The sequence below is a fragment of the Shewanella oncorhynchi genome (assembly GCF_030848765.1).
Lineage (GTDB): Bacteria > Pseudomonadota > Gammaproteobacteria > Enterobacterales > Shewanellaceae > Shewanella > Shewanella oncorhynchi.
Window position 1 is genome coordinate 4,456,866 of sequence record NZ_CP132914.1, and the last position, 24,488, is coordinate 4,481,353.

Below are 24,488 nucleotides of genomic sequence, written 5' to 3' on the forward strand. Positions count from 1 at the left end.
TTACCTTAACGGCAATCGATTACACAGCTGTCTGGAAGATCACTTCCGATGCTTTTTTTGTGTAAGACTCGATTTGATCAAAGTTCAAGTAACGGTATGTGTCAGCTGCAGTTGCGTCTAACTCTTTAGCGTATTCTTGATATTCTTCAGGTGACGGCAGACGACCTAACAGCGCAGCAACCGCAGCCAGTTCAGCAGAGGCTAAGTAAACGTTAGCACCTGTACCTAAACGGTTAGGGAAGTTACGGGTAGAAGTCGATACCACAGTTGAACCTTCAGCTACACGTGCTTGGTTACCCATACACAGTGAACAACCTGGGATCTCGATGCGCGCGCCTACACGACCAAAAATCGCGTAGTAGCCTTCTTCAGTCAGCTGATCTCTATCCATCTTAGTCGGTGGTGCAATCCACAGACGTGTTGGCAGGGTTTTAGCAAACTTGTCTAGCATCTTACCGGTTGCGCGGAAGTGACCGATGTTGGTCATACAAGAACCTACGAACACTTCGTCAATCTTAGTTTGCGCAACAGATGACAGTAAAACGGCATCATCAGGATCGTTTGGCGCACACAGGATTGGCTCTTTGATGTCATTTAAGTCGATTTCGATTACTGCAGCGTACTCAGCATCTTTATCAGCACTCATCAGCTCAGGATTGGCTAACCACTCTTGCATGCCTTTGATACGACGTTCAATCGTACGACGATCGCCATAACCTTCAGCGATCATCCACTTGAGCATGATGATGTTTGAGTTCAGGTATTCAATGATAGGTTCTTTGTCTAACTTGATGGTACAACCGGCAGCAGAGCGCTCAGCTGAAGCATCAGACAGTTCGAAAGCTTGTTCAACTTTCAGTGATTCTAAGCCTTCGATTTCCAGTACGCGACCAGAGAAGATGTTTACTTTACCTTTCTTCTCAACGGTCAGCATGCCCAGTTCAATGGCTTTTAATGGGATAGCATGAACCAGATCACGCAGTGTGATACCCGGTTGCATTTTGCCCTTGAAGCGCACTAATACGGATTCAGGCATGTCGAGTGGCATAACGCCAGTCGCAGCAGCAAACGCTACTAAGCCAGAACCCGCTGGGAATGAAATACCAATTGGGAAACGCGTATGTGAGTCACCACCCGTACCAACTGTATCTGGTAGCAGCATACGGTTTAACCATGAGTGGATAACACCATCACCTGGACGCAGTGATACACCGCCGCGGTTCATGATGAAATCTGGCAGAGTATGATGTGTGTTCACATCAACTGGCTTTGGATAAGCCGCAGTGTGACAGAATGACTGCATAGTCAAATCAGCACTGAAACCTAAACAAGCTAAATCTTTCAGCTCATCACGGGTCATAGGACCTGTCGTGTCTTGTGAACCAACAGACGTCATCTTAGGTTCGCAGTATTGACCAGGACGCACACCCGCTACGCCACAGGCTTTACCGACCATCTTCTGCGCAAGTGTATAACCTTTACCGGTATCAGCGACATCTTGAGAACGCACAAAGACGTCAGATAACCCTAAGCCTAATACGTCACGGGCTTTGTCAGTTAAACCACGACCGATGATCAATGGAATACGACCACCAGCACGAACTTCGTCTAACAAGACTTCCGTTTTTAAGCTGAATTCTGAAATCACTTCGTCGCTATCGTGACGCTTAACCACACCGGCGTATGGGTAGATGTCAATCACATCGCCCATTTCCATCTTGTTTACGTCAAGCTCGATTGGCAGTGCGCCCGCATCTTCCATAGTGTTGAAGAAAATCGGTGCAATTTTACCGCCAAGGCAGAAACCACCAGCGCGCTTGTTGGGTACGAATGGAATATCATCGCCCATAAACCACAGTACTGAGTTAGTCGCAGATTTACGTGATGAACCCGTACCCACAACGTCACCCACATATACTAATGGATGACCTTGTGCTTTTAATGCTTCAATTTTTTTCACTGGGCCAACGGCGCCAGCAACATCAGGCTCGATACCATCACGGGCGTTTTTCAGCATAGCTAACGCGTGCAATGGGATATCAGGACGTGACCATGCATCTGGTGCAGGTGACAAGTCATCGGTGTTGGTTTCACCAGAAACTTTAAATACTGTCAGAGTGACTTTGTCGGCCAGTTTTGGACGGCTTAAATACCAATCTGCATTTGCCCACGCTTCAACCACTTGCTTCGCAAACTCATTGCCCGCTTCCATCTTCTCAACCACATCGTGGAAAGAATCAAACATCAGCAGAGTGTGAGATAGCGCTTTAACAGCTAAAGGTGCTAACGCTGGGTTATCCAACTGCGCGATCAGAGGTTCGATGTTGTAGCCGCCTTGCATTGTGCCTAACAACTCAGTAGCACGCTCAGCAGACAGAATCAGTGATTTTTCAGTGCCTTTGGCAACCGCATCTAAAAAAGCAGCTTTAACATAAGCAGCTTCATCAACACCTGGGGGAATTCGATTTTCAAGCAGGTCGAGAACGAAAGCCTCTTCACCTGCGGGTGGATTTTGAACTAACTTAACCAGTTCAGCCACTTGATGTGCATCTAATGGCTTAGGGACTACGCCCTCTGCAGCACGTTCTGCGACGTGTTTACGATATGCTTCTAGCACGGCAACATTCCTCTTTGTTTGGCGCTCTAACAACGAAACTGCACGTCTTCTTAATTGAAGCTGACAGTCCGACATGATCGACCCGTATTTCCGGCCTGCAGTATACTACAGCTTTGCAAAAGTATGAATCAGGTCACACTCGGCAAAAAGCGAAATAAGGACTAAATCCGGCGGCGAATGCCAACTTACGGGAAGATTAAAACAAGTGAAATTAGACAATAGTTTGAAAAAAGACAAAAAACCATACACTACAAATAGTTAATAATGTTTCATTAATTTTAAATCGAACAAGCAATTTTCCGTGTCAGAGAGCAAATAGGTATAAATTTTTCTCATCTTGCTGCATTTTGGCTTTTAAGATGCAGTGCGAGAACTTACACTCAGGCTTAATTTACTGCATATCTCAGTTATTTCCTTAGTCCATCGGAGTACCAATGACATCCCTTAGCATTCAAGCCGTTATTTTTGATATGGATGGCGTTTTAATCGATTCAGAACCCCTATGGCAACGAGTCGAGTATGAAGTGTTATCCGCACTCGGCGTGCCAGTGACGATAGAAACGATTCAACAAACCACGGGCTTACGCATCGATCAATGCGTCGATTATTGGTACCACAAGGCACCTTGGCCACACTATGATAATGCCAAGGTCAGCCAAACGATTGTTGATAAAGTTGCAAATGAAATTCTGGTTAGCGGCGAAGCTATGCTGGGCGTCCACGAAGCGATTGATCACTGCCAAGCGCTTGGCCTTAAAATCGGCTTAGCGACCTCGTCGTTCTACACTATTATTGAGGCAGTTCTTTCTAAGCTAGGACTCAGTGATAAATTTATGGCAGTACAATCGGCCGAGGGACTCACCTATGGCAAACCCCACCCAGAAGTTTATTTGAATTGCGCTAAGGCGTTAGATGTTGATCCCCGTTGTTGTCTTGCCATCGAAGATTCCTTTAACGGCTTAATTGCCGCCAGAGCAGCCAACATGCAAACGGTCGCGATCCCTGCGCCAGAACAAAGAGGCGATGCTAAGTGGATTATCGCCCATCATCAGGCCGAGAGTTTGTTGGCATTAACAACAATTTTGGCAAAATAACGTCACAACACACCGAGTTTCTGCAGGGCGGATAAGCTTAGTCTTTGCCCTACGGATAAATAGCACAATGGTGTATGCACCAGAAGGAATTCAATGTGAAATACCTGTCCTTAATACTGCCCATGGGCTTAATACTCATGTCCACCTGTTTACCCGCTAGTGCAGGTGAGACCATGCACTGTAAACAACAAGTGATCAATACGGGCGATACTTTAACGACTGTGCAGGATAAATGCGGCTCGCCCAGTGATATTCGAGAATACAGTCTGCCCGCGACTTATCTCAACGCTAACGGAGACAGGGTGATCGATCCCAGCAAGTTGCCAACTGAGTATCAAGAATGGACCTATGACTTTGGACCAACACGCTTAATGCGTCGCCTGTATGCCACTAATAATAAAGTCACAAAAATTGAATCCTTAGGTTACGGACATTAATCGGCAGCATCCTAGATTATGGTCATCAATAGAAAAGCCAGACATTGTCTGGCTTTTCTTATTTCAATCTGCTGAATTTATTACCAAATTTTCACACGTTCATCTGGTGTTAAATACATTTTATCGCCTTCTTTCATCTCGAAGGCCTTATAGAAGGCTTCCACGTTACGTGGCGTCCCCATGGCACGATAATGGCTCGGTGAATGCGGATCTGTCAGCAAACGACGGCTCAGCTCTTCATCACGGTAATTACGGCGCCATACTTGCGACCAACCCACAAAGAAGCGTTGCTCGCCCGTTAAACCATCGAGCACAGGTGCAGGTTTGCCGTTAAGGCTCATCAAATACGAACGTGCCGCTACAGTTAAACCACCTAAGTCGCCGATGTTTTCCCCTAAGGTCAAATCACCGTTAACAAACTTGCCGGGCATTGCCTCATAACCTGAGTATTGCGCTGACAGTTGTTTACCGCGTTTTTGGAACTCTTCTCTGTCTTTATCTGACCACCAATCACGCAGGTTGCCATCACCATCGTATTTAGCGCCTTGGTCATCAAAACCATGGCTAATTTCATGGCCGATCACGGCACCTATACCACCGTAGTTAACAGCATCATCGGCATCCATATTAAAGAATGGCGGTTGCAGAATCGCAGCAGGAAAGACGATTTCGTTTTTCACTGGACTGTAATAAGCATTCACCGTTTGTGGTGTCATGCCCCATTCGGTCCGATCAATCGGCTTGCCTAGCTTGTTGATCATATCTTGATATTCAAACTGAGCGTAACGCATGTAGTTACCGACTAACTCGTCAGCCTTGATATCTAAACCTGAGTAATCTTTCCATTTATCTGGATAGCCAATTTTGTAGGTAAATTTAGCCAGTTTTTCTTGGGCGGCGACTTTGGTTTCTGGCGTCATCCACTCAAGTTCATTAATGCTGACTTCAAAACCTTTGATCAAGTTTTTGATCATGGTTTCCATGCGTGCTTTAGCTTCTGGCTTGAAGTATTGCTTAACGTACTCTTCACCCACTAACTCACCAATCACTTGGTCGGCGCCATCAACTGCTTTTTTCCAGCGTGGCTGCTGCTCTTCGATACCCATTAAGGTTTTGCTCTTAAAGGCAAAGTTCAAATCAACAAAGTTTTTACTCAGTAACTCGGCGTAGCTATCCACTAAGTGGAACGCTAGATAATCCTGCCAAGCCGATACAGGGAATGTCTCGAAACTGGCGCCGAGTTTTTCAAAATAAGAGGGCTGACGCACGATCACTTCAGTCACTTTATCGCCTAAGCCCGCACTCGCAGCAAAGGCATTAAAATCGAATTGACCGGTTAACTTTTGCAGTTCAGCACGATCTAACTTGTTGTATGCCTTGTTGGCATCACGGGATTCAACTCGGCTCCACTGACTTTTAGCGATCATCATTTCGATGTCGGCGACGTTTTTAGCCGCGCGTTTAGCATCCTTGTAACCCGCTTCGGTCAGTATGTCTGTCACATACTTGGCCATGGCTTGACGATTAGCGGCAAATTTAGGGTCATCTTTAAGGTAATAATCACGATCCGGTAGCGTGAGGCCTGACTGGCTTAAATACACCGCATACTGGGTTGAGTTTTTAGCGTCATTATTGACGTAAAAACCAAAAGGAATACCAGAACCCGTCGTCAGTAATTTGCCCATCACACCGGGTAAGTCAGCGTGCGTTTTTGCGGCTGCGATATCGGCCAGCAATGGCTTAAGCGGAGTAACACCTAAGGTTTCAAGCAAATCGGTATTCATAAAGCTAGCATTGAAATCACCGATTTTCTGCTCATTCGAGCCTGCGGCAGGATTCTTTTTAGCGGCCGCTTCGTCGATAATTTTCTTCAATGCATCTTGGCTTTGGTCGTACAACACAGAAAACGCGCCATAATTAGATTTGTCAGCAGGAATAGGCGTATTTGCCAACCATTTTCCGTTAACGCTGTAATAGAAATCATCTTGATGGCGAACTGAGGCATCAAAGTTTTGCAATTCAATGCCAGACACCGCGACGGCTTCAGTTTTAGGCTCAGTACTACAAGCCGCTAAACCTAAACTCAAGGCGATACTCAGTGCCAGTGTGCTTATCTTCTTCATTGTTTTCCCCAGCTTCCGTTGAGAGTTATTATTTTTCCCGCAAAACCTTAGCATCTTGACACGCCTCACAGTAGTAAGATTTTGTAAAAGGATATGACACTTTAGCGACACTCTTAGCTATTTCGGCAAGGTAACTTCCATAGGGATGACGCTTATAGTTTTTCCATCGACCAAAAAGTAAGGGCACAACCTCAGTCATGCCCTTAAGTTCTTTACACAAATCTCAAACTAGAAGTTTTTACCCACAAATAAATAGAAGGACTTATCGCCAAGATCTGTGATCCCAAAACCAAGTGCTGCGGGTCCCATGGAAGTATCTGTACCGATATAAAGACTCGATGCATAAATCAGATCGGTCAGAGTGACGTCAGTGCGCTCGTCCCAGACATTTCCCGCCTCTAAGCTCCAACCTAGGTATAGAGGATAATCTGTCATACCTAGCGCATCACGCCCGAGATCATATTGATAAATAAAGGCCCCAAACACTTTATGTGCGCCCATAATTGAGTCTTTATGGTAACCAGATAGGTTTAAGAATCCTCCCAATTCGGATAAATGCAGCGTATTGACACCATCATTATTGTTGGTAGCAATCGATGCCTTACCAACAAAAGCGTGGTTACCGACACTCAAGGCACCTTTCCAGTCGGCCTCTATTTGCACGCTAAATTGGTTTTGATTATCGTCGAGACTGTCATTGAAATCTTCATTGCGCACGTAGACGTTTAAGGTTACACGATTACCCGATGTCGGGAAGCTAATACTATCCAAGCTATCGTAACCGAACCTAAAGTAAGCACCATAGGAACTAAAATCTAAGTCCTGCGTTAGCCAAACATCATTGACTATCGACCCCTTCTCTGCGACTAAGCCTAACTCAATCATCCCTTGTAAGGTGTAGTTATAACCTATGCCTAATTCAATAGTATGGGTTTTCTTGTCGAAGGTTAAGATACGACTGTTATTATCGTATAAGTCCCAATCACGGGTATCGTATTGATAGCGGGCACGGCTAAAGAACTGTTGGTCCCTGTCTAAAGGCTGATAGAACTCAGTTGCAAACAACTTTTCAATGCCGAGTTTGACCTCATTGCGCCACTCGCCACCATTAAAGGTCAAATCGGTCATGGTATAAGCCATATCAAAACTGATGGCAGATTCTGAATTAAAGTCATCCTCCCAATTAAAGCCCAGTTGGAAATAATTCGGCCCCCAAGACTTAGCCTTAGTAGTGACAGTGAGTATGCGGCCATCCTCACCTTCTACAAATTCAGCATCGACACGTTCAAATTTATTGAGAGAGTAAATACGCTTTAACGCCTCATTAAGCTCGTCTTTAGATACAGCTTGCCCAGGTTTAATATCCAAGGTTTCCGTCAAGAGATTCAAACTCACCTTAGATTGGTTTTCAAATACGATTTCATTAATGGGATGACGTACATCCGCCATTAATAATTTACCTTTGGCTTTTTTAGCCTCGACGTAGGCGGCATATTCCTCAGGGCTCACGCTCATACTGCTCAACTTATAAAGCTGACCATTAGCGGCTTCTTTTCCAAGGGTTAATGCCAGCGGCATAATAGTGAAATCAGTGGTGCTGAGGGCGTCAATCGCGGGTCGGATCAATACATCTTTATCTGTCAGTAATTGTTTTTGTTTTTCAGTGCTGGCATTGGTCAAAAAATTAGAGAGCTGATCGAGCACTGCGATAGTACTGTCTAATTTATCTTTTTTGACCAGAGGCGAGCCAATATCGACGGCGATAATAATATCGGCTCCCATGGCTTTAACCACATCGACGGGCATGTTGTTGGCAATACCACCATCGACCAATAACTTGCCTTCAATTTGTGCGGGCTGAAGTGCACCAGGTACAGTTGCAGACGCTTGCATAGCTTTAACCATACTGCCATGACTAATCACCACAGGTAAGCTAGTTTCTAAGTCGGTTGCAACCGCTCGGTAGGGAATGGCTAAATCATCAAAATGACCAAATTGCTGTACCAGATCTGTCGACTGACGTAAAAGTTGTGACATAGTCTGTCCACGTAGCAGACCACTTGGCGCCCTCACTTGGCCCTCGTTATAGCCAATGTTTAACGGAATATTGTAACGGTCGCGTAACTGTTTATCCCTGTAACTCAAAATATTGCGCGGTATGGTGTCCGAGTAGCCACTGTCCCAGTTGACCCCCATCATGATAGCTTCAACTTCACTCGCACTGTAACCCAGTGAATACATGCCAGCGACATAGGCACCTATGCTGGTGCCCGCGATATAATCGACTGGGATGTTATGTTCTTCTAATATTTTGAGCACGCCCACGTGAGCGGCGCCTTTAGCACCACCACCACTTAGTACGACACCAATTTTAAGGCGCTCTGCAGCCAAAGACGGGGTAACACACAAACACAAAATAATAGAAGCGAGTAGTTGACGCATCATGTGAGGCTACTTTTTATGGGATAAAAATCCGAGTTATATTAACAAACTTATCGATTTAACCGTCAGTCATATTTTATCTGGACCGACTAGTGATAAGTTTGTGTACTCTTTATACAAACAGATGAAGTTTAATTGAATAAACCGCTAAACAAAATATCCATCACCACTGAAGACGATAACGTTTACATCTCAAGCTCACTGGCTTATATCGTGCAGACGATTGCCCATCAGCGGTACAAATATTAAGTATTCGCGAGCCAATAATAGACTATGTTTCTAGCTTAATGATCAATAGAGACGATTTTGTTATCTGTCTCTAAATAGCGCTCAAAATCATCAACGCACATAGGTTTAGCAAAATAATACCCTTGAATAATATAACAGCCACGGCTAAAGACTTGCTCTAACTGCTCAACCGTCTCAATCCCTTCAGCAACCACATTTAATTTAAGGTTACGGGCTAATTCAATAATACTGCTCACAATCGCCTGATCTGCGGTATTAGTGGCGATATCAATTAAAAAGGAGCGATCAATTTTTAGGGTATTGACTTCAAAATTACGCAAATAAGCCAGTGAAGAATACCCAGTACCAAAGTCATCGATGGCAACCTCGATCCCCAAAGATTTCAATCGAGTCAGATGGTCTTTAGCGACATGCAACTCCTTCATCAATACGCCTTCGGTGATTTCTAATCCTAAAGATGCAGTTGGCATTTGGGTTTCTTGTAAAATTCTTTGGATATCTTCAATAAAATCTGGCTGCCTAAAATGCACCGCCGAAATATTAACCGACAACTTAAAGCCCGAGCCATAGCGCTTAGTCCAATTGGCCCCCTGCACACAGGCTTGTCTTAATACCCAGCGGTCAATATCAACAATTAAACCGCAAGCCTCAGCAACTTTAATGAAAATATCGGGGCGAATAAAGCCGTCTTGCGGATGTTTCCAGCGAATTAATGCCTCCATTCCTATGAGCTTATCATTACGCAAAATATCAATTTGCGGCTGGTAATAAAGCTCGAACTCTTGCCGCTCTATAGCTTTGCGTAAATCGGCTTCAAGCCGTAAATGATAGAGGGCTTGAGCATTACGCTCCGAGGAATAATATTGAAAATTGCCTCGCCCTTCTTCTTTGGCATGGTACATAGCAAGATCGGCATTCTTGATAAAAGCCTCAGGCTGCACCGCATCGTCGGGCCAAATACTGATGCCTATGCTGGTCGAAATATAAAATTCCCGACCATATAACTTAAAAGGCGCGACAATTTGCTCCAACAGACGCTCGGCGACATGGTTAATATCGTCAATGCTGTTTGCATTACGGAGTAAAATCACAAATTCATCGCCACCAAAACGACAGAGTAAATGCTCGCTGGAAATACAAGATTGCAGTCGGCTTGATGCTTCGACCAGCAGAGCATCGCCCATGCTATGACCATAGGAATCATTAACATGCTTAAATCTATCGAGATCTAAAAACAGTAGCGCCAGTTTCTCACCTGTTTGCTGCGCAGCTTGAATCGACTGTAATAGACGGCTAGAAAATAAGGAGCGATTTGGCAAACCAGTAAGCACATCGTAATTAGCCAAACGGCGTAAATCGGCTTCAGTACGTTTACGCTCCGTAATATCAGAAAATACCACCACATAGTGGGTAACTTTCCCGTTAATGCTTTGCATCACCGACACGTTTAGCCACACTGGACAGAGTTGCTGATTGGCGCGGATTAACTCCCGCTCTCCGGTCCAAGACTGACTATCACGGAGAAGTTGCTTAATCTCCGATGCTAACCTGTCATTCATCTGTACGAATTGTGCAAATGGTTGCCCGACTAAGTCGTCAGAATCTATACCAATAATTTGTTGCGCAGCGTAATTCGCAACGCGAATACCGCCTTCGACATCTAAAATCAACACACCTTCAGAGGTATTGCCAAACGCTTTCGCCAATAAATTAATTTCATCTTCTAGCTGGCGTTGCACAGTAATATCGCTATAAATACCCGCGACCCGTTCAATTTCATTTGAGTACTTATTGCGAGCAACTGGCCGCCCTCTAACCCTAAGCCATCCCCAATTACCGTCCTTACGCTGATAGCGATATTCGGCCTCGAATCGGTCAATCTCACCCGCCATCATGTTGTCCCACTGAGCGAGAGCTTTCTCCCTATCCTGCGGGTGCACTGGCAAATCCTCTAAGCTCACCACAATCTCATTGGCATGCGTACCAAGCACCGAACCGCGATTATCAAGGTGAAATGCCTGAGTATTTTTATGCCACTCCCAGAGATCTGAGTCACTGCCGCGCAAAGACTGCCTTAACCTGTCCTCACTCTCCGTTAATGCCAGATTCATCTGCTTAAATGTATTAATCTGTCGTTGTCGATACCAAGCAAGACTTAAAGCAATAATTGAAAATAACAGCAGCAAAATACCTTTAAAACCTTGGGATAACCACCAATGCTGCTCAACATAAAAAGGATAAGAGAACGGCTTATCTGACCATATCCCGTTAACTTGACTCAAAATATCTAGCACATAGCCACCCGCAGCTAATCCTGCGAGGTTGATCTGAGATTCCCCCTGCAACAAGACGTAATGGCTATCTTCATCCTGATAACGTAATCGGTATTTAAATTGAATTGGCGAATCATCGAGATAATCTAAGTTAGTGATTTGAAAACTCACCATATTCGCATCGGGTTTGATGGTCATCAGGTTACGCGGCAACAAAGATACTTCTGTCGTGTTGTTATAGTACACAGAGACAGATTCAAGCATCACATGGTCATCGGTTATACGATTGACCAGCCTATTGACATCGAGTCGCATCACACCTTCAGGTGTTCCTAAGTAAAAGCCTGTTTTTGGCGAATAAAAATAAGCGCCCTCGTTCATTTCATCGGAAATCAAACCATCGAGTTGATTAAACATGGCGATATTGCCCGTTTGAATATCCTGACGAATCAAAGAATCAGCACAACCCACAAGATTTGACTTAGGGGTCTTTTGAATAAAAAACACTGAACTACAATTTAATTGCCATTCGGAAGTCAGTGAAACTAACGATTCCGTCTGCTGCTGATATTCAAACAAACCTTTTTCATAGGAACCAAACCAGATAATTCCCGGGGACATTTCTTCAATATGGCTAATCGTTGGTTGTGCCGCAAAAGCATTAAATAAGTGCCGTTGATCATGAAACTCGTTTTGACTGTCTATGTAACCAAAGACTTTTTTACCGCCAACCCAAAGACGACCGTCTGAGGTACGATAAATCGTGCGGATCACTGGCCGCTTGGGGCCATCAAATTCGTTCGATGACTTATCAATATCAAATGGCTGGGGCTCATAGAGTCCCATTTCCCAAAAATAGAGTCCCGTGGTAGTCGCAATCCAGACGCGTCCTTTCAGTTTGGGATCCCGATAAGTTTTATATATGAGCTTATTTTTAAAGTCATCCTGACCGTGAGTCCATTTAGAAAAACTACTTCCTTGCAAGGTCTCTTTATCAATAACAAAAAGACCACTGGTTGTTGAGATAAGTAAATAATGGTCCTCAAACTCACTAATATCATAAATACTTTCGTGGGGATTAAACCCCTCAATCGGAATGTTAACCGCTTTTTTACTGCCCTTAGCAACAAAATCTAAACTGGAAGAACCGAGCCAAACCCCTTCATCACTGGCATGTACAGACCAAGTCATGGCATCGCTCAGCTGATAGGGTTCATCTGCCGCATAAGTATCAAGAATGAAATCAGGCTGTGACGCTAACAATGCCAATCCATCACCAGAGCCTCCAACCCACATCAAGCCTGCATCATCAAACAACATGGCTTTCAGCGTTTCCATGTTGGCCTCAGCCTTCAACTCTTGCTGATAATTCTCAATCAACCGCGTCTCAGGCGACCATTTTAACAAGCCAATACGGCTGGCAAACCACAAATACCCTTTAGCATCTTCAATGATCGCTGTGCTCCAATCGGGTAATTCTGGCACAGGTGTAATTTGATGAGCGATTTGATCTAATTGATAAACACCACGCCCTGTCGCAATCCAGATCCTATGTTGAGTATCCTCCAACATATCGAGAATACTGCCCATAGATTCGGTCCAAGGGTATTGGAACAGCCGTTCGCCCTTGTTATCGAGGAGCTCTAGTTGCAACTGCCCCGCAACCAACATGTGTCCATTGGGCATAAGCAATAACTTGCGCCAAGGAAGGTCGCGATTAACAGCTAATTGAGTGATAAGGCGAAGTTCTGACTTTGAAGGGGAAAACTCATAGATCTGACCATTATCAATTAATAATCGCCATGTTTTGCTATTCTTGCGGGCTGCCGATATCAGCGCACCACCTGGAAACTGCGGGAATAGATAGGGAGAACCAAATGCGGTAAATTGATTTTGCACTATATCGTAAAGGTAAATCGCGGCATTGGTGCTGACCAATAACTTGTCTCGGTCGATGTTCACCACTGTCGTTAAAAAGTCATCCGCAAGCCGTGATTCCGTGCCAATTTTATCAATACGCCGCACCTTAGAATTACTGACCCGATACAAGCCCTGCTCAGTCGCGGCCCATACAAAACCGTAGTCATCTAAGGCTAAACCTCGGATGCTGGTGACAGCTAAACCGTCTCTATCGGTAAAAACACGCTGCACAAAGCCGCCCGCCCAAGCCGAATGGACGCTAATCAGTGAAAGGATGAAACATGTCAGAATTGTTCTAATTATTTTTGTTTGCATGTGACAACTTACTTCATACATATACCCAAACCACCTCAAAATGCAGGATTCAGCGGGAATTTAACGCACTTTAGGCAAGACGGCTATTTGCAGGCCTAGTGGGCTAAGTCAAAAATAGCCAACACCGCATAAAGTGCGTTAAAACCCGCCGGGACGGAGCACCCAGGGCACTCCACTTCCGTGTTGCATCAATTCAAAAGGTAGCTACATTTTTTTCATTGATGCGCCTTGAATTGAAGCACCCTGGGCGCTCTGAAACTCGTATTTTGAGGTCGCTTGGGTATATCTGTACTGTAGCAGCTCAATCCCTTCAATTCATCCGCTTGTTTACATAAAAGTTACAAAAAAATACAGGCAATAAAAAAGCGCTCAAGTGAGCGCTTTTTTAATCGACAGCTAAATTACTTTTTCTTTGCCTTTGGGTTTGGCAAATCAGTAATAGAACCTTCGTACATTTCAGCCGCTAAGCCTACTGATTCGTGCAGTGTTGGGTGAGCGTGAATGGTTAATGCTAAATCTTCAGCATCACAACCCATTTCAATCGCTAGACCGATTTCGCCTAACAGCTCGCCGCCGTTAACACCCACAATAGCACCACCGATCACGCGGTGAGTGTCTTTGTCGAAAATCAGCTTAGTCATACCTTCAGAACAATCTGACGCAATCGCACGACCACTTGCAGCCCATGGGAAAGTTGCGGTTTCGTAAGCAATACCTTGCTCTTTCGCTTCTTTCTCAGTCAGACCAACCCAAGCGACTTCAGGGTCAGTGTAAGCAATAGATGGGATGACTTTTGGATCGAAATAGTGCTTCATGCCAGCGATAACTTCAGCCGCTACATGGCCTTCGTGCACGCCTTTGTGAGCCAACATTGGTTGACCAACAATGTCACCAATTGCATAGATGTGCGGTACGTTAGTACGCAGTTGCTTATCAACCTTGATAAAGCCACGCTCATCAACGTTAACACCTGCTTTTTCAGCATCTAACGACTTGCCATTAGGTGCACGGCCAATAGCCACTAATACGGCATCGTAACGAACGGCTTCAGTTGGCGCGCTCTTACCTTCCATAGAAACATAGATACCGTCTTCACGGGCTTCGACCGCTGTGACTTTAGTTTCAAGGATCAGGTTGAATTTCTTCTTGATTTGCTTAGTAAATACGCGAACCACATCTTTATCAGCCGCAGGGATCACTTGGTCGAACATCTCAACCACGTCGATTTGGCTGCCTAAAGAAGCGTACACAGTACCCATTTCTAGACCGATAATACCGCCGCCCATCACTAACAACTTGCCTGGAACTTCTTTCAGTTCTAATGCGTCAGTCGAATCCCAAATACGTGGATCTTCATGCGGAATAAATGGCAGTTTGATTGGACGAGAACCCGCAGCAATGATCGCTTGCTCGAAAGTCACTTTAGTCACAGTGCCATCTTCAGCAGTCACTTCTAGCGTGTTAGGGCCAGTGAATTTACCAAAACCGTTAACCACGTTAACTTTACGCATTTTGGACATGCCGCCCAATCCGCCAGTTAATTGGCCAATGACTTTTTCTTTAAAGCCACGTAACTTATCTAAATCGATAGTTGGCTCGCCGAAGACCACACCGTGAGCGGCAACCGCTTTGGCTTCTTCGATAACTTTAGCAACGTGCAGTAAGGCTTTAGATGGGATACAACCCACGTTAAGACACACGCCACCTAAAGTGCTAAAACGTTCAACTATGATGGTTTCCAGACCTAAGTCAGCAGCACGGAAAGCCGCAGAATAACCTGCAGGACCTGCACCTAATACCACTACCTGAGTTTTGATTTCGTTACTCATGTTTTCCTCTAATTCTCATTCAATCCGTTGGAGGAGCTATCCTGCCAACCGAAAATGCGCCAGCGCGTAAGGTGGGCGCATTTTAACCTGTGTTTGATACTGATCACAATAAACAAAAGGCTGCTCAAGATGAGCAGCCTTATATGCTTACAGAACCAAAGTACGAATATCGGACAGAATTCCTGACAGCGTTACACTAAAACGTGCAGCCATGGCACCATCGATCACGCGGTGATCGTATGACAGTGACAGCGGCAACATCAATTTAGGTTCGAACTCTTTACCATTCCACTTAGGCTTAATTTCAGATTTAGACACACCTAAAATCGCCACGTCTGGGTAGTTCACGATAGGCGTAAACGCCGTACCGCCAATACCACCTAAACTTGAAATGGTGAAACAGCTACCTTGCATATCAGCAGATTTCAGCTTGCCATCACGGGCACGGATAGAGATATCAGCCAGTTCACGAGATAACTCGATAATGCCTTTCTTATCCACGTCACGCACGACTGGCACAACCAAACCGTTTGGCGTATCAACCGCCACACCGATGTGGAAATACTTTTTCTGGATCAGTGATTCGCCATCAGAGCTTAAGCTCGAGTTGAACACAGGGAACTGTTGCAACGTTTTAGCCACAGCTTTCAGCATAAACACTAAAGGCGTGATCTTGTAATCGGCTTTTTTCTTCGCCGCTACATCGTTTTGCAGCTTGCGGAACTCTTCCATTTCAGTGATATCAGCTTCATCGAACTGAGTCACGTGAGGGATAGTCACCCAGTTGCGGTGTAAGTTAGGGCCAGAAATCTTCTGGATACGGCTTAATGGAATCTCTTCCACTTCACCAAACTTACTGAAATCAACTTTAGGCGCTGCAATCACTTGCAGACCACCGCCGTTACCTGAACCAACAGAAGTTGCCGCAGTCGCTTTCGGACGCGACAGTTCGTATTTCACATACGCCTGCACGTCTTCTTTCATGATGCGACCTTTACGGCCAGAACCTGTCACTTGGGTCAAGTCGACACCAAACTCACGGGCTAAACGACGTACCGCAGGAGACGCATGTACCGCACCGGTAGACACAGGTGTACCTGCGCTTGGGTGATGTGGAACTGGTGGACGGCTTGCTGGTGTTGGGGCTGCAACGGGCACTGCACTCACTGGAGCAGGAGCCGCCGCTTGTGCTACCGCTACTGGAGCACTTGCTGTTGCAACAGAAGTCGTCTCAATCGTCGCAATGACGCTACCTTGAGAAACCTTGTCACCCACTTTAACAGTCAAAGACAGCAGTTTACCGGCAAATGGCGCTGGCACTTCCATGGTGGCTTTGTCAGTTTCAAGCGTAATCAAACCTTGGTCGGCAGTGATTTCATCACCGACAGACACGAGCACTTCGATCACATCGACATTGCTGGCATCGCCAATATCCGGCACTTGAATTTCTTTTACCGCAACCACACTTGCCGCTGGTGCAGCAGGTGCTGCGGCCACTGGCGCTACCGTAGCGGCAGGAGCAGCTTGGGCAGCAACAGTTGGCGCGGCTGCAGGTGCAGCGCCGCCCACTTCAAGCATGATGACTAAAGAGCCTTGCGACACTTTATCGCCAACCGCAACTTTAACGTCTTTAACCACACCCGCGAAAGGTGATGGCACGTCCATCGTCGCTTTGTCTGTTTCTAGGGTAATTAGACCGCTATCAACTTCAATCTTGTCACCGACAGCAACCAGGACTTCGATAACCGATACATCAGTGTCGCCACCGATATCTGGTACTGTCACTTCAACCACTTTGGTTGCGCCCGTCGCAGGAGCAGCAGCCACAGGGGCAGGAGCCGCTTGAACTGGTGCAGATGCTGGTGCCGCCTGAGCGGGTGCTGCAACTGGAGCCGGAGCGGCTGCTGCCGCGCCCGCCGCTTGCATCATAGCAATCAAAGTACCTTCAGATACTTTATCGCCCACAGCCACTTTCAATTCGGCTAAAACACCGGCGAAAGGCGCTGGAATATCCATAGTCGCCTTGTCGCTTTCGACGGTAAGAATCGATTCTTCTGCAGCTAAGGTATCACCCACAGCCACACAAATTTCGATCACTTGCACTTCATCGCCGCCGATATCAGGAACAAAAACTTCTTTTAATTCAGCCATTTTTATTGCCTCTTACGCGTACTGTGGATTGATCTTGTCAGCGTCGATACCATATTCTTTAATGGCTTTTGCTAACACATCGACAGGCAGCTCTTTGCGATCAACCAGTGATTTCAGTGCCGCAATAACGATGAACTTAGCATCCACTTCGAAGTGGTGACGCAGATTCTCGCGGCTGTCTGAACGACCGAAACCGTCAGTACCTAACACTTTGTAATCGGTAGGAATATAAGCACGTAACTGTTCGCCGTAAATCTTCATATAGTCAGTCGCGACGATTGCAGGTGCATCACTTGAAATCACTTGGCTGATATAGGCTTGTTTTGGCGTTTCGGTTGGGTGCAGCATGTTCCAACGTTCAGCGGCTTGACCATCGCGAGTCAATTCGTTAAAGCTGGTCACACTGAATACGTCGGCAGTAATACCAAAGTCTTTTGCCAGTGCTTGCGCCGCTTTACGAGTTTGTTCAAGGATAGTGCCACAGCTCATTAACTGAACTTTGCCTTTACCTGAACCCGCAACCGTTTCTAACTTGTAGATACCTTTCACTATGCCCACTTCCGCACCTTCTGGCATGGCTGGTTGCTCATAGTTTTCGTTCATTGTGGTCAAGTAGTAGAAGATATCTTCTTGATTTTCGCCGTACATACGACGGATACCATCTTGTACCACAACGGCGATTTCGTAGCCGTAGGTTGGATCGTAAGTAATACAGTTAGGGATAGTGTTCGCCAATACGTGGCTATGACCATCTTGATGCTGTAAACCTTCGCCGTTAAGCGTTGTACGACCTGAAGTACCACCGACTAAGAAACCACGAGCACGCATGTCACCCGCAGCCCAAGCCATGTCGCCAATACGTTGGAAACCGAACATTGAGTAGTAGATGTAGAACGGGATCATAGGTGTATCGTTGACTGAGTAGCTCGTCGCTGCTGATACCCATGAAGACATAGCGCCGAGTTCGTTAATCCCTTCTTGCAATACTTGGCCGGTTTTATCTTCACGGTAGTAAGCAACTTGGTCAGAATCCTGCGGAATATATTTTTGGCCTTCGTGAGCATAAATACCCACTTGACGGAACAAACCTTCCATACCGAAAGTACGAGCTTCGTCAGGAATAATTGGCACAATATTTTTGCCAATTTTCTTGTCTTTCAGCAGAGCTGTCAGAACACGAACGAATGCCATAGTCGATGAAATTTCACGGCCGTTAGAGCCCTGTAAAATCGAATCGAAAATCTTCAGTGACGGCACTTCCATCTCTTCGGTGAACTTTTGACGACGTTGTGGCACGCTACCATGCAGCGCTTCACGACGGCTCATCATGTACTTCACTTCTTCAGAATCTGGACCTGGGTGATAGAAAGGCAGATCTTCTAACTGGTCATCTGGGATCGGAATATTGAAACGATCGCGGAAGTAACGGATAGACTCGATACCCATTTTCTTCACGTTGTGAGCGATGTTTTTACCTTCACCCGCATCACCTAAGCCGTAACCTTTTACAGTCTTAGCTAAAATCACCGTTGGGCGACCTTTGGTTTTTTGTGCGTGATCTAAGGCAGCGTACACTTTCACTGGATCATGACCGCCACGGTTTAAACGCCAAATGTCATCATCTGACATATTAGCAACCATTTCGGCCGTTTCAGGATACTTACCAAAGAAGTGTTCGCGAGTATAAGCGCCACCTTTGGCTTTACAGTTTTGGTATTCACCGTCAACGGTTTCTTCCATTAACTGCAGTAACTTACCGCTAGTGTCACGGGCCAATAATGGATCCCAGTAACGACCCCAAATCACTTTGACCACTTCCCAGCCTGCGCCGCGGAATTCGCCTTCAAGTTCTTGGATGATCTTACCGTTACCACGTACAGGGCCATCAAGACGCTGTAAGTTACAGTTAACGATGAAGACTAAGTTATCTAATTCTTCACGGGCCGCTAAACCAATCGCACCTAAGGCTTCTGGCTCGTCACACTCACCGTCACCTAAGAAACAGTAAACGGTTTGTGCTGAACAATCTTTCAGACCACGGTCAGTCAGATATTTCAGGAAACGCGCCTGATAAATCGCTTGGATAGGACCTAAGCCCATAGAAACGGTTGGAAATTGCCAGTAATCCGGCATCAGTTTTGGATGTGGGTATGAAGACAGACCCTTGCCATCCACTTCTTGACGGAAGTTAGCCAGTTGGTCTTCGCTTAAACGACCTTCTAAGAATGAACGCGCATAAATACCAGGGGCGATATGGCCTTGGAAATACACTAAATCGCCACCGTCTTTTTCATTGGGTGCGCGGAAGAAGTGGTTAAAACATACGTCATAAATAGTCGCGCTTGAGGCGAAGCTTGAAATATGGCCGCCTAATTCTAAATCTTTCTTAGAACCACGAAGCACCATAGCTAAAGCGTTCCAACGGATGATGGCGCGAATGCGACGTTCCATCTCTTGGTTGCCAGGCATGTGCGGCTCTTGACCCGCAGGGATAGTGTTCAGGTAAGCCGTTGTGGCGTTATAAGGCAAGTGAGTGCCATTACGACGCGCTTTATCGATCAGCTTTTCTAGTAAAAAATGCGCGCGCTCTGGGCCTTCCTGTTCCAACACGGCTTGCAGGGCATCAACCCATTCCTGAGTCTCTAACGGATCTACGTCTTGTAGCATATCTTCAGACATGACACTGTCCTTCTCTATATACATGATAATGAATGGTGTTTGCGGCATATTCCGATTTAGCTGGCAGCTAAATCACAGAACTTAAGCGCCACTCTTTAAACGGCGCAAGCTTCGCTGCAACCGGCTATCTTCTTCCCGCACAGATAACATCACCTCTTCGATGTAACTTAAGTGTTCATTCGAGGCTTCTCTGGCGGCGTCGGGATCACGACGAACGATGGCAGCGAGCAAGGCCCGTCTGTGATCGTTAGCCATAGTAGAAGCTTCTTCGCGGCGGCTTAAAAGCTCCAGGTTTTGCGCCACATTTTGATGCAGCACAGGGGTTAAACTAAGAACGAGGTGTAACATAGCCACGTTATGTGACGCTTCCGCCACAGCACGATAAAAACGCACAATCGCAGCAGCTTTTTGTTCGATATCGGTGGCGGCTTCCACCTCGAGGATCATACGCTTGATATTTTGCATATCGGCGTCGGTACCACGCAGGGCCGCAAAATAGGCCATCATGCCTTCGGTGGCATGGCGGAACTCCAGTAAGTCGTACTGACTTTCTGGATCTGAATTCATCAGTTCAACAATAGGATCGGCAAGGGTCTGCCAGAGTTGTTCTTTGACATAAGTACCACCGCCTTGGCGGCGCATTAACAGTCCTTTTGCCTCAAGCTTTTGAATAGCTTCACGCAAAGAAGGTCGAGACACTTCAAACTGGATCGCCAGTTCGCGTTCAGGCGGTAACTTCTGACCGGGCTGTAAACTCCCCTCTAAGATCATTTGCTCTAATTGCGCCATGATCACGTCAGAAATTTTTGGCTGATTAATTTTACTATAGGCCATCAGGCGCTCAGCTCCGTTGTAAATTGGTCTTACCAATTTTTTTGAGTGAGCGCACTTTATCAAATCAGCGTTTTGATGTCCAGATTGAAGATCACTCCTTAAAAGCGATCTCGATCAAAAGCACTCACGAAGAGAGAGCATAGCGGAAAAAAATGTTTATGGGGTCAGACCATTTGACAAAAGCACGGGCTTCGCCCTACTAGACGCTGCAAAAGCGCAGCGGATAGATTCTAGGTTCTAGACTAGAAGGAGCACGGCGACGCCCTAGCTGCGAAGCATCCTTCTTTTAACTCACCAATCCAAAAATGGTCAGTAATGAAAGTATTGCAACAATAAGTGTAAAGTTACGTTTACTGAGCACTAATAATGCTAAGGTTGATTGTACACATATAGGTGCACTTGCGACCTCAGGTAAAGGTTGTGCCGCTAATGCCGTTTCAGCCACCACAGTGCGAGCGCTCACATTTAAGGTCAATCCATTACGGCGCCACGCCGCTAAACCTTCACTAAATTGACCACTTAAGGCATAACCAAAGGCGAAAATCCGGCTCGGTAACCAATCCAGTATCATAATCACTTCGTTGACTAAGGGTAGCTCTAGAGATTTACGGGCATTCTCTTCGGCATAAAAACGTACCGTGCAATACAGTACCGCACCGACTGGACCTAAAAAAATGAAAAACAGCGCCACGGCACCATAATAACGATAGTTAATCCAAGCAACACTTTGACCCACTTTGGCACCCAGGTCTTTCTCGGATACAGCATCTAAACACTCGCTACAATCGAGTTCGGCGGCATAATGGTAACAAGCTTGGACATCTGAGCGACAAGCGGCTTGCATATACTTTTTGAAAATATCACGCTGTTTCTGATGGTTAAAACAAACCACTGCCACAACAATCCATAGGGCTAAACTTAATAAGCCCCAAAACATTCCCGCCACTAACCAAGATAAAACATATACCAACAAGGCTGGTAGCACTAACGCCAACGCCATCATCACGCTTGTCAGTGACGCTTTATCACCGAAAAATGTTGTCTGATAGGATTGCAGTAAACGATCAAATTGCCATGATGAAGGAAGAAATTTAAGTCGCTCCACTAAAATGGCGACCAAGAGTGAAAATAATGCCATGGGCTGTACCTCTATAATTTGTCCATAAATAGTCTAGGTTTATATGGAATACGTCTAAAATCCAAAAAGTTAAGTGATTAACTAAGAGCGCAACGCCTGAGTATATTCCTTTAACTTGCCTAAATATCCTTCCCAATCAAAACTTTGCCCTGGGTCCGTTTTCCGCATTGGCGCAATATCACAATGACCCACAATCCGTTCAATACTCAGCAATGGATATTCTACCAGTAGGGCTTGTGTTAACTCGATAAGTGACTGATATTGCTCAGGAGTGTAAGACTCAGTATCTGTGCCTTCCAGTTCAATACCAATGGAAAAATCATTACAATTCTCTCTCTCACCATAACGAGACACCCCAGCATGCCAAGCCCTGTCATTACAGCTTACATATTGGACACGCTCGCCATTGCGGCGGATCAAAAAGTGCGCCGACACTTGCAAGCCCTTGAGCGGTGCAAAGCTGGAATCGGCATTAGTATCTAAACACCCTTGAAATAATTGATCAATGTAAGGTAATCCAAAGCAGCCTGCGGGCAGACTAATATTGTGGATCACTAACAAACTCACTTCATTCAAGGGACGTTGATTAAAATGTGGCGACTCACAACGCCTCGCACTATCACACCAACCCGAATCAAACCGCATGATGAGCTTATCCTCTATGCCACATATACCGCCTTACTCTAACAGTATTCCTCCAAGCAAAGAAGAAACCCTGCGCACGGAACTTACTGACTGAGCTATCTTTTAACATTGAGATCATGGAACAAACCATCCACTCTCAATTTAAATAAGGCTGCAGCTTACTCCTTTGCTCAATCTTCCAACCTGTTCCGTGAGACCTAAGGCCGTGGTAATCTTAACCTAAAATGCAAGTAGGCCGTAATGCAAGGACTCCGCTTATGTTAGAAAACGATATCCGCCAATCAGTAAAATCTGCCCTCAGTGAAGACTTAGGTGGCACCGAAATCAACGATCAAACCAAAGCCATCGCTTATGGCGACATCACAGCAATGTTGATCCCCGCCGATAAGTACGCTGAAGCCACTTTAATCACCCGTGAAGAAGGCGTTTTTTGTGGTAAAGCATGGGCAGAGCAGGTTTTTAACCAACTCGGTGGTGAAGTCGCACTGCATTGGCATGTGGATGATGGCGATCTAGTATTACCCAACCAGCTATTATGTGAATTATCAGGTCCTGCGCGCGCTATTCTCACTGGCGAACGCACGGCAATGAACTTTATCCAAACACTTTCTGGTGTTGCCACCTTAACCAAACATTATGTCGATAAACTGGCGGGGACTCACACTCGCTTGTTAGATACTCGCAAGACAATTCCAGGCCTACGCACGGCACAAAAGTATGCCGTCACCTGCGGTGGCGGAAAAAACCATCGTATTGGTTTATATGATGCTTTTTTGATTAAAGAAAACCACATTATGGCCTGTGGCGGTATTCGCCAAGCCGTAGATACCGCCCGCAGCTTGTACCCGAATAAACCCGTTGAAGTCGAAGTGGAGTCACTCGAAGAACTCGCCTTAGCACTCGACTCTGGCACAGATATCATAATGCTAGATAACTTCGACATCACTAAGATGGTCGAAGCCGTGGAAATGAACAATCAATATAAAGCTAAAGGCGCCGGCGCCAAGCTCGAAGTCTCTGGTAATGTCACCTTAGATACCTTAGCCGAATTCGCCAAAACAGGGGTGGACTATATCTCAGTTGGCGCACTCACTAAGCATGTTCACGCCTTAGATTTATCACTCAGATTAAAAGCTTAAAACCGCTAGATGTAAAATGGCAGTGGAATGTTCTCGCAAAGTACCGTAAGCACATTCCACTCATAAAATATTAAGGCGAAATGCATTTTTTTGTAGGGCTCCAGCAAACAAAATGACGAAATTACGTCTGTACTATCATACTCAGCATTCACCCTCACGAAGCACCCAACCCGCCACCATTTCATGTCACCAATTTGACAACATCGAAAGACACGCCAGCTAAACTGACATTGTCAAAAAGTTGTTATAACCTAACATGTCGATAAGTTAGCCTTTTATACAAAAACAACACTTTATTAGTACTTTATACTTAATTTTTGTTTCCTTTTACCTAACTTTGTACTAACTTTTACCAAGGCGAGATGGCCGTTTGGTCAACCTCACCTAAGGTCAGCACTGGGATTCTTTTTAAAATTGCCTAGTTCACGTTTTTTGAGAGGCATATTTTTGAAAACGTTAGCCTAAGGTGCGGTTGCCGAAACAATTTATTCAAACAAGCGCTAACCCAGCATTAACTTAGTGCTAATTTAGTAAAGCTGGCTTGGATAAATCAGCATGAGTCATTACACATGGGTCATTCAAGATCATCGGTGTACTGTTAAT

13 protein-coding genes are annotated in these 24,488 nt (G+C 45.6%); 3 read left to right on the forward strand and 10 right to left on the reverse strand.

Annotated elements, in window-relative coordinates; translation table 11 throughout:
* Positions 1–19: 19 nt before the first annotated feature.
* Entirely contained in the window at positions 20–2,617 is a 2,598-nt protein-coding gene (gene acnB, locus RA178_RS19775; RefSeq protein WP_306683474.1) for a bifunctional aconitate hydratase 2/2-methylisocitrate dehydratase, read from the reverse strand.
* A gap of 434 nt (positions 2,618–3,051) precedes the next feature.
* Here acnB and hxpB point away from each other — a divergent pair, with 434 nt between their 5' ends.
* Complete coding sequence (gene hxpB / locus RA178_RS19780) at positions 3,052–3,711, forward strand: hexitol phosphatase HxpB (RefSeq protein ID WP_113940780.1); 660 nt, start codon at positions 3,052–3,054, stop codon at positions 3,709–3,711.
* 95 nt (positions 3,712–3,806) lie between these two features.
* Positions 3,807–4,148 (forward strand): DUF2845 domain-containing protein, encoded by a 342-nt coding sequence (locus RA178_RS19785; RefSeq protein ID WP_306683476.1) that lies wholly within the window; start codon positions 3,807–3,809, stop codon positions 4,146–4,148.
* A gap of 80 nt (positions 4,149–4,228) precedes the next feature.
* Here the strand turns inward: RA178_RS19785 and RA178_RS19790 are convergent, their stop codons facing one another.
* The 9 genes from RA178_RS19790 to ampD form a co-directional block, all read right to left on the reverse strand.
* Positions 4,229–6,271, reverse strand: coding sequence for a M13 family metallopeptidase (locus RA178_RS19790; protein ID WP_306683477.1), 2,043 nt, complete (start codon positions 6,269–6,271; stop codon positions 4,229–4,231).
* 228 nt (positions 6,272–6,499) lie between these two features.
* Positions 6,500–8,716: a patatin-like phospholipase family protein gene (locus tag RA178_RS19795; protein ID WP_306683478.1), complete on the reverse strand. Its 2,217-nt coding sequence runs from the start codon at positions 8,714–8,716 to the stop codon at positions 6,500–6,502.
* A gap of 281 nt (positions 8,717–8,997) precedes the next feature.
* A complete protein-coding gene (locus tag RA178_RS19800; RefSeq protein WP_306683480.1) occupies positions 8,998–13,491 on the reverse strand; it encodes an EAL domain-containing protein in 4,494 nt (1,497 codons plus the stop codon).
* A gap of 380 nt (positions 13,492–13,871) precedes the next feature.
* A complete protein-coding gene (gene lpdA, locus RA178_RS19805) occupies positions 13,872–15,299 on the reverse strand; it encodes a dihydrolipoyl dehydrogenase (protein ID WP_105250398.1) in 1,428 nt (475 codons plus the stop codon).
* Between the two features lie 147 nt (positions 15,300–15,446).
* Complete coding sequence (gene aceF / locus RA178_RS19810) at positions 15,447–17,450, reverse strand: dihydrolipoyllysine-residue acetyltransferase (RefSeq protein WP_306683482.1); 2,004 nt, start codon at positions 17,448–17,450, stop codon at positions 15,447–15,449.
* A gap of 12 nt (positions 17,451–17,462) precedes the next feature.
* Positions 17,463–20,129, reverse strand: a complete 2,667-nt coding sequence (gene aceE / locus RA178_RS19815) for a pyruvate dehydrogenase (acetyl-transferring), homodimeric type (RefSeq protein WP_105250400.1) — start codon at positions 20,127–20,129, stop codon at positions 17,463–17,465.
* A gap of 81 nt (positions 20,130–20,210) precedes the next feature.
* Positions 20,211–20,963 (reverse strand): pyruvate dehydrogenase complex transcriptional repressor PdhR, encoded by a 753-nt coding sequence (pdhR, locus tag RA178_RS19820; protein WP_105250401.1) that lies wholly within the window; start codon positions 20,961–20,963, stop codon positions 20,211–20,213.
* A gap of 286 nt (positions 20,964–21,249) precedes the next feature.
* Entirely contained in the window at positions 21,250–22,101 is an 852-nt protein-coding gene (gene ampE, locus RA178_RS19825; protein ID WP_306683485.1) for a beta-lactamase regulator AmpE, read from the reverse strand.
* Positions 22,102–22,182: 81 nt separating this feature from the next.
* Positions 22,183–22,746 (reverse strand): 1,6-anhydro-N-acetylmuramyl-L-alanine amidase AmpD, encoded by a 564-nt coding sequence (gene ampD, locus RA178_RS19830; RefSeq protein ID WP_306683487.1) that lies wholly within the window; start codon positions 22,744–22,746, stop codon positions 22,183–22,185.
* 257 nt (positions 22,747–23,003) lie between these two features.
* Here ampD and nadC point away from each other — a divergent pair, with 257 nt between their 5' ends.
* Positions 23,004–23,885 carry a carboxylating nicotinate-nucleotide diphosphorylase gene (gene nadC / locus RA178_RS19835; RefSeq protein WP_306683489.1) on the forward strand — a complete coding sequence of 294 codons (882 nt, stop codon included), beginning with the start codon at positions 23,004–23,006 and terminating at the stop codon, positions 23,883–23,885.
* Positions 23,886–24,488 lie beyond the last annotated feature (603 nt).

Bases quoted from the DNA above. Each gene is read 5' to 3' on its own strand.
- hxpB (WP_113940780.1), top strand. From the start codon at position 3,052: ATGACATCCCTTAGCATTCAAGCCGTTATTTTTGATATGGATGGCGTT.
- RA178_RS19790 (WP_306683477.1), bottom strand. From the start codon at position 6,271: ATGAAGAAGATAAGCACACTGGCACTGAGTATCGCCTTGAGTTTAGGT.
- RA178_RS19795 (WP_306683478.1), bottom strand. From the start codon at position 8,716: ATGATGCGTCAACTACTCGCTTCTATTATTTTGTGTTTGTGTGTTACC.
- RA178_RS19800 (WP_306683480.1), bottom strand. From the start codon at position 13,491: ATGTATGAAGTAAGTTGTCACATGCAAACAAAAATAATTAGAACAATT.
- lpdA (WP_105250398.1), bottom strand. From the start codon at position 15,299: ATGAGTAACGAAATCAAAACTCAGGTAGTGGTATTAGGTGCAGGTCCT.
- aceF (WP_306683482.1), bottom strand. From the start codon at position 17,450: ATGGCTGAATTAAAAGAAGTTTTTGTTCCTGATATCGGCGGCGATGAA.
- aceE (WP_105250400.1), bottom strand. From the start codon at position 20,129: ATGTCTGAAGATATGCTACAAGACGTAGATCCGTTAGAGACTCAGGAA.
- pdhR (WP_105250401.1), bottom strand. From the start codon at position 20,963: ATGGCCTATAGTAAAATTAATCAGCCAAAAATTTCTGACGTGATCATG.
- ampE (WP_306683485.1), bottom strand. From the start codon at position 22,101: ATGGCATTATTTTCACTCTTGGTCGCCATTTTAGTGGAGCGACTTAAA.
- ampD (WP_306683487.1), bottom strand. From the start codon at position 22,746: ATGCGGTTTGATTCGGGTTGGTGTGATAGTGCGAGGCGTTGTGAGTCG.
- nadC (WP_306683489.1), top strand. From the start codon at position 23,004: ATGTTAGAAAACGATATCCGCCAATCAGTAAAATCTGCCCTCAGTGAA.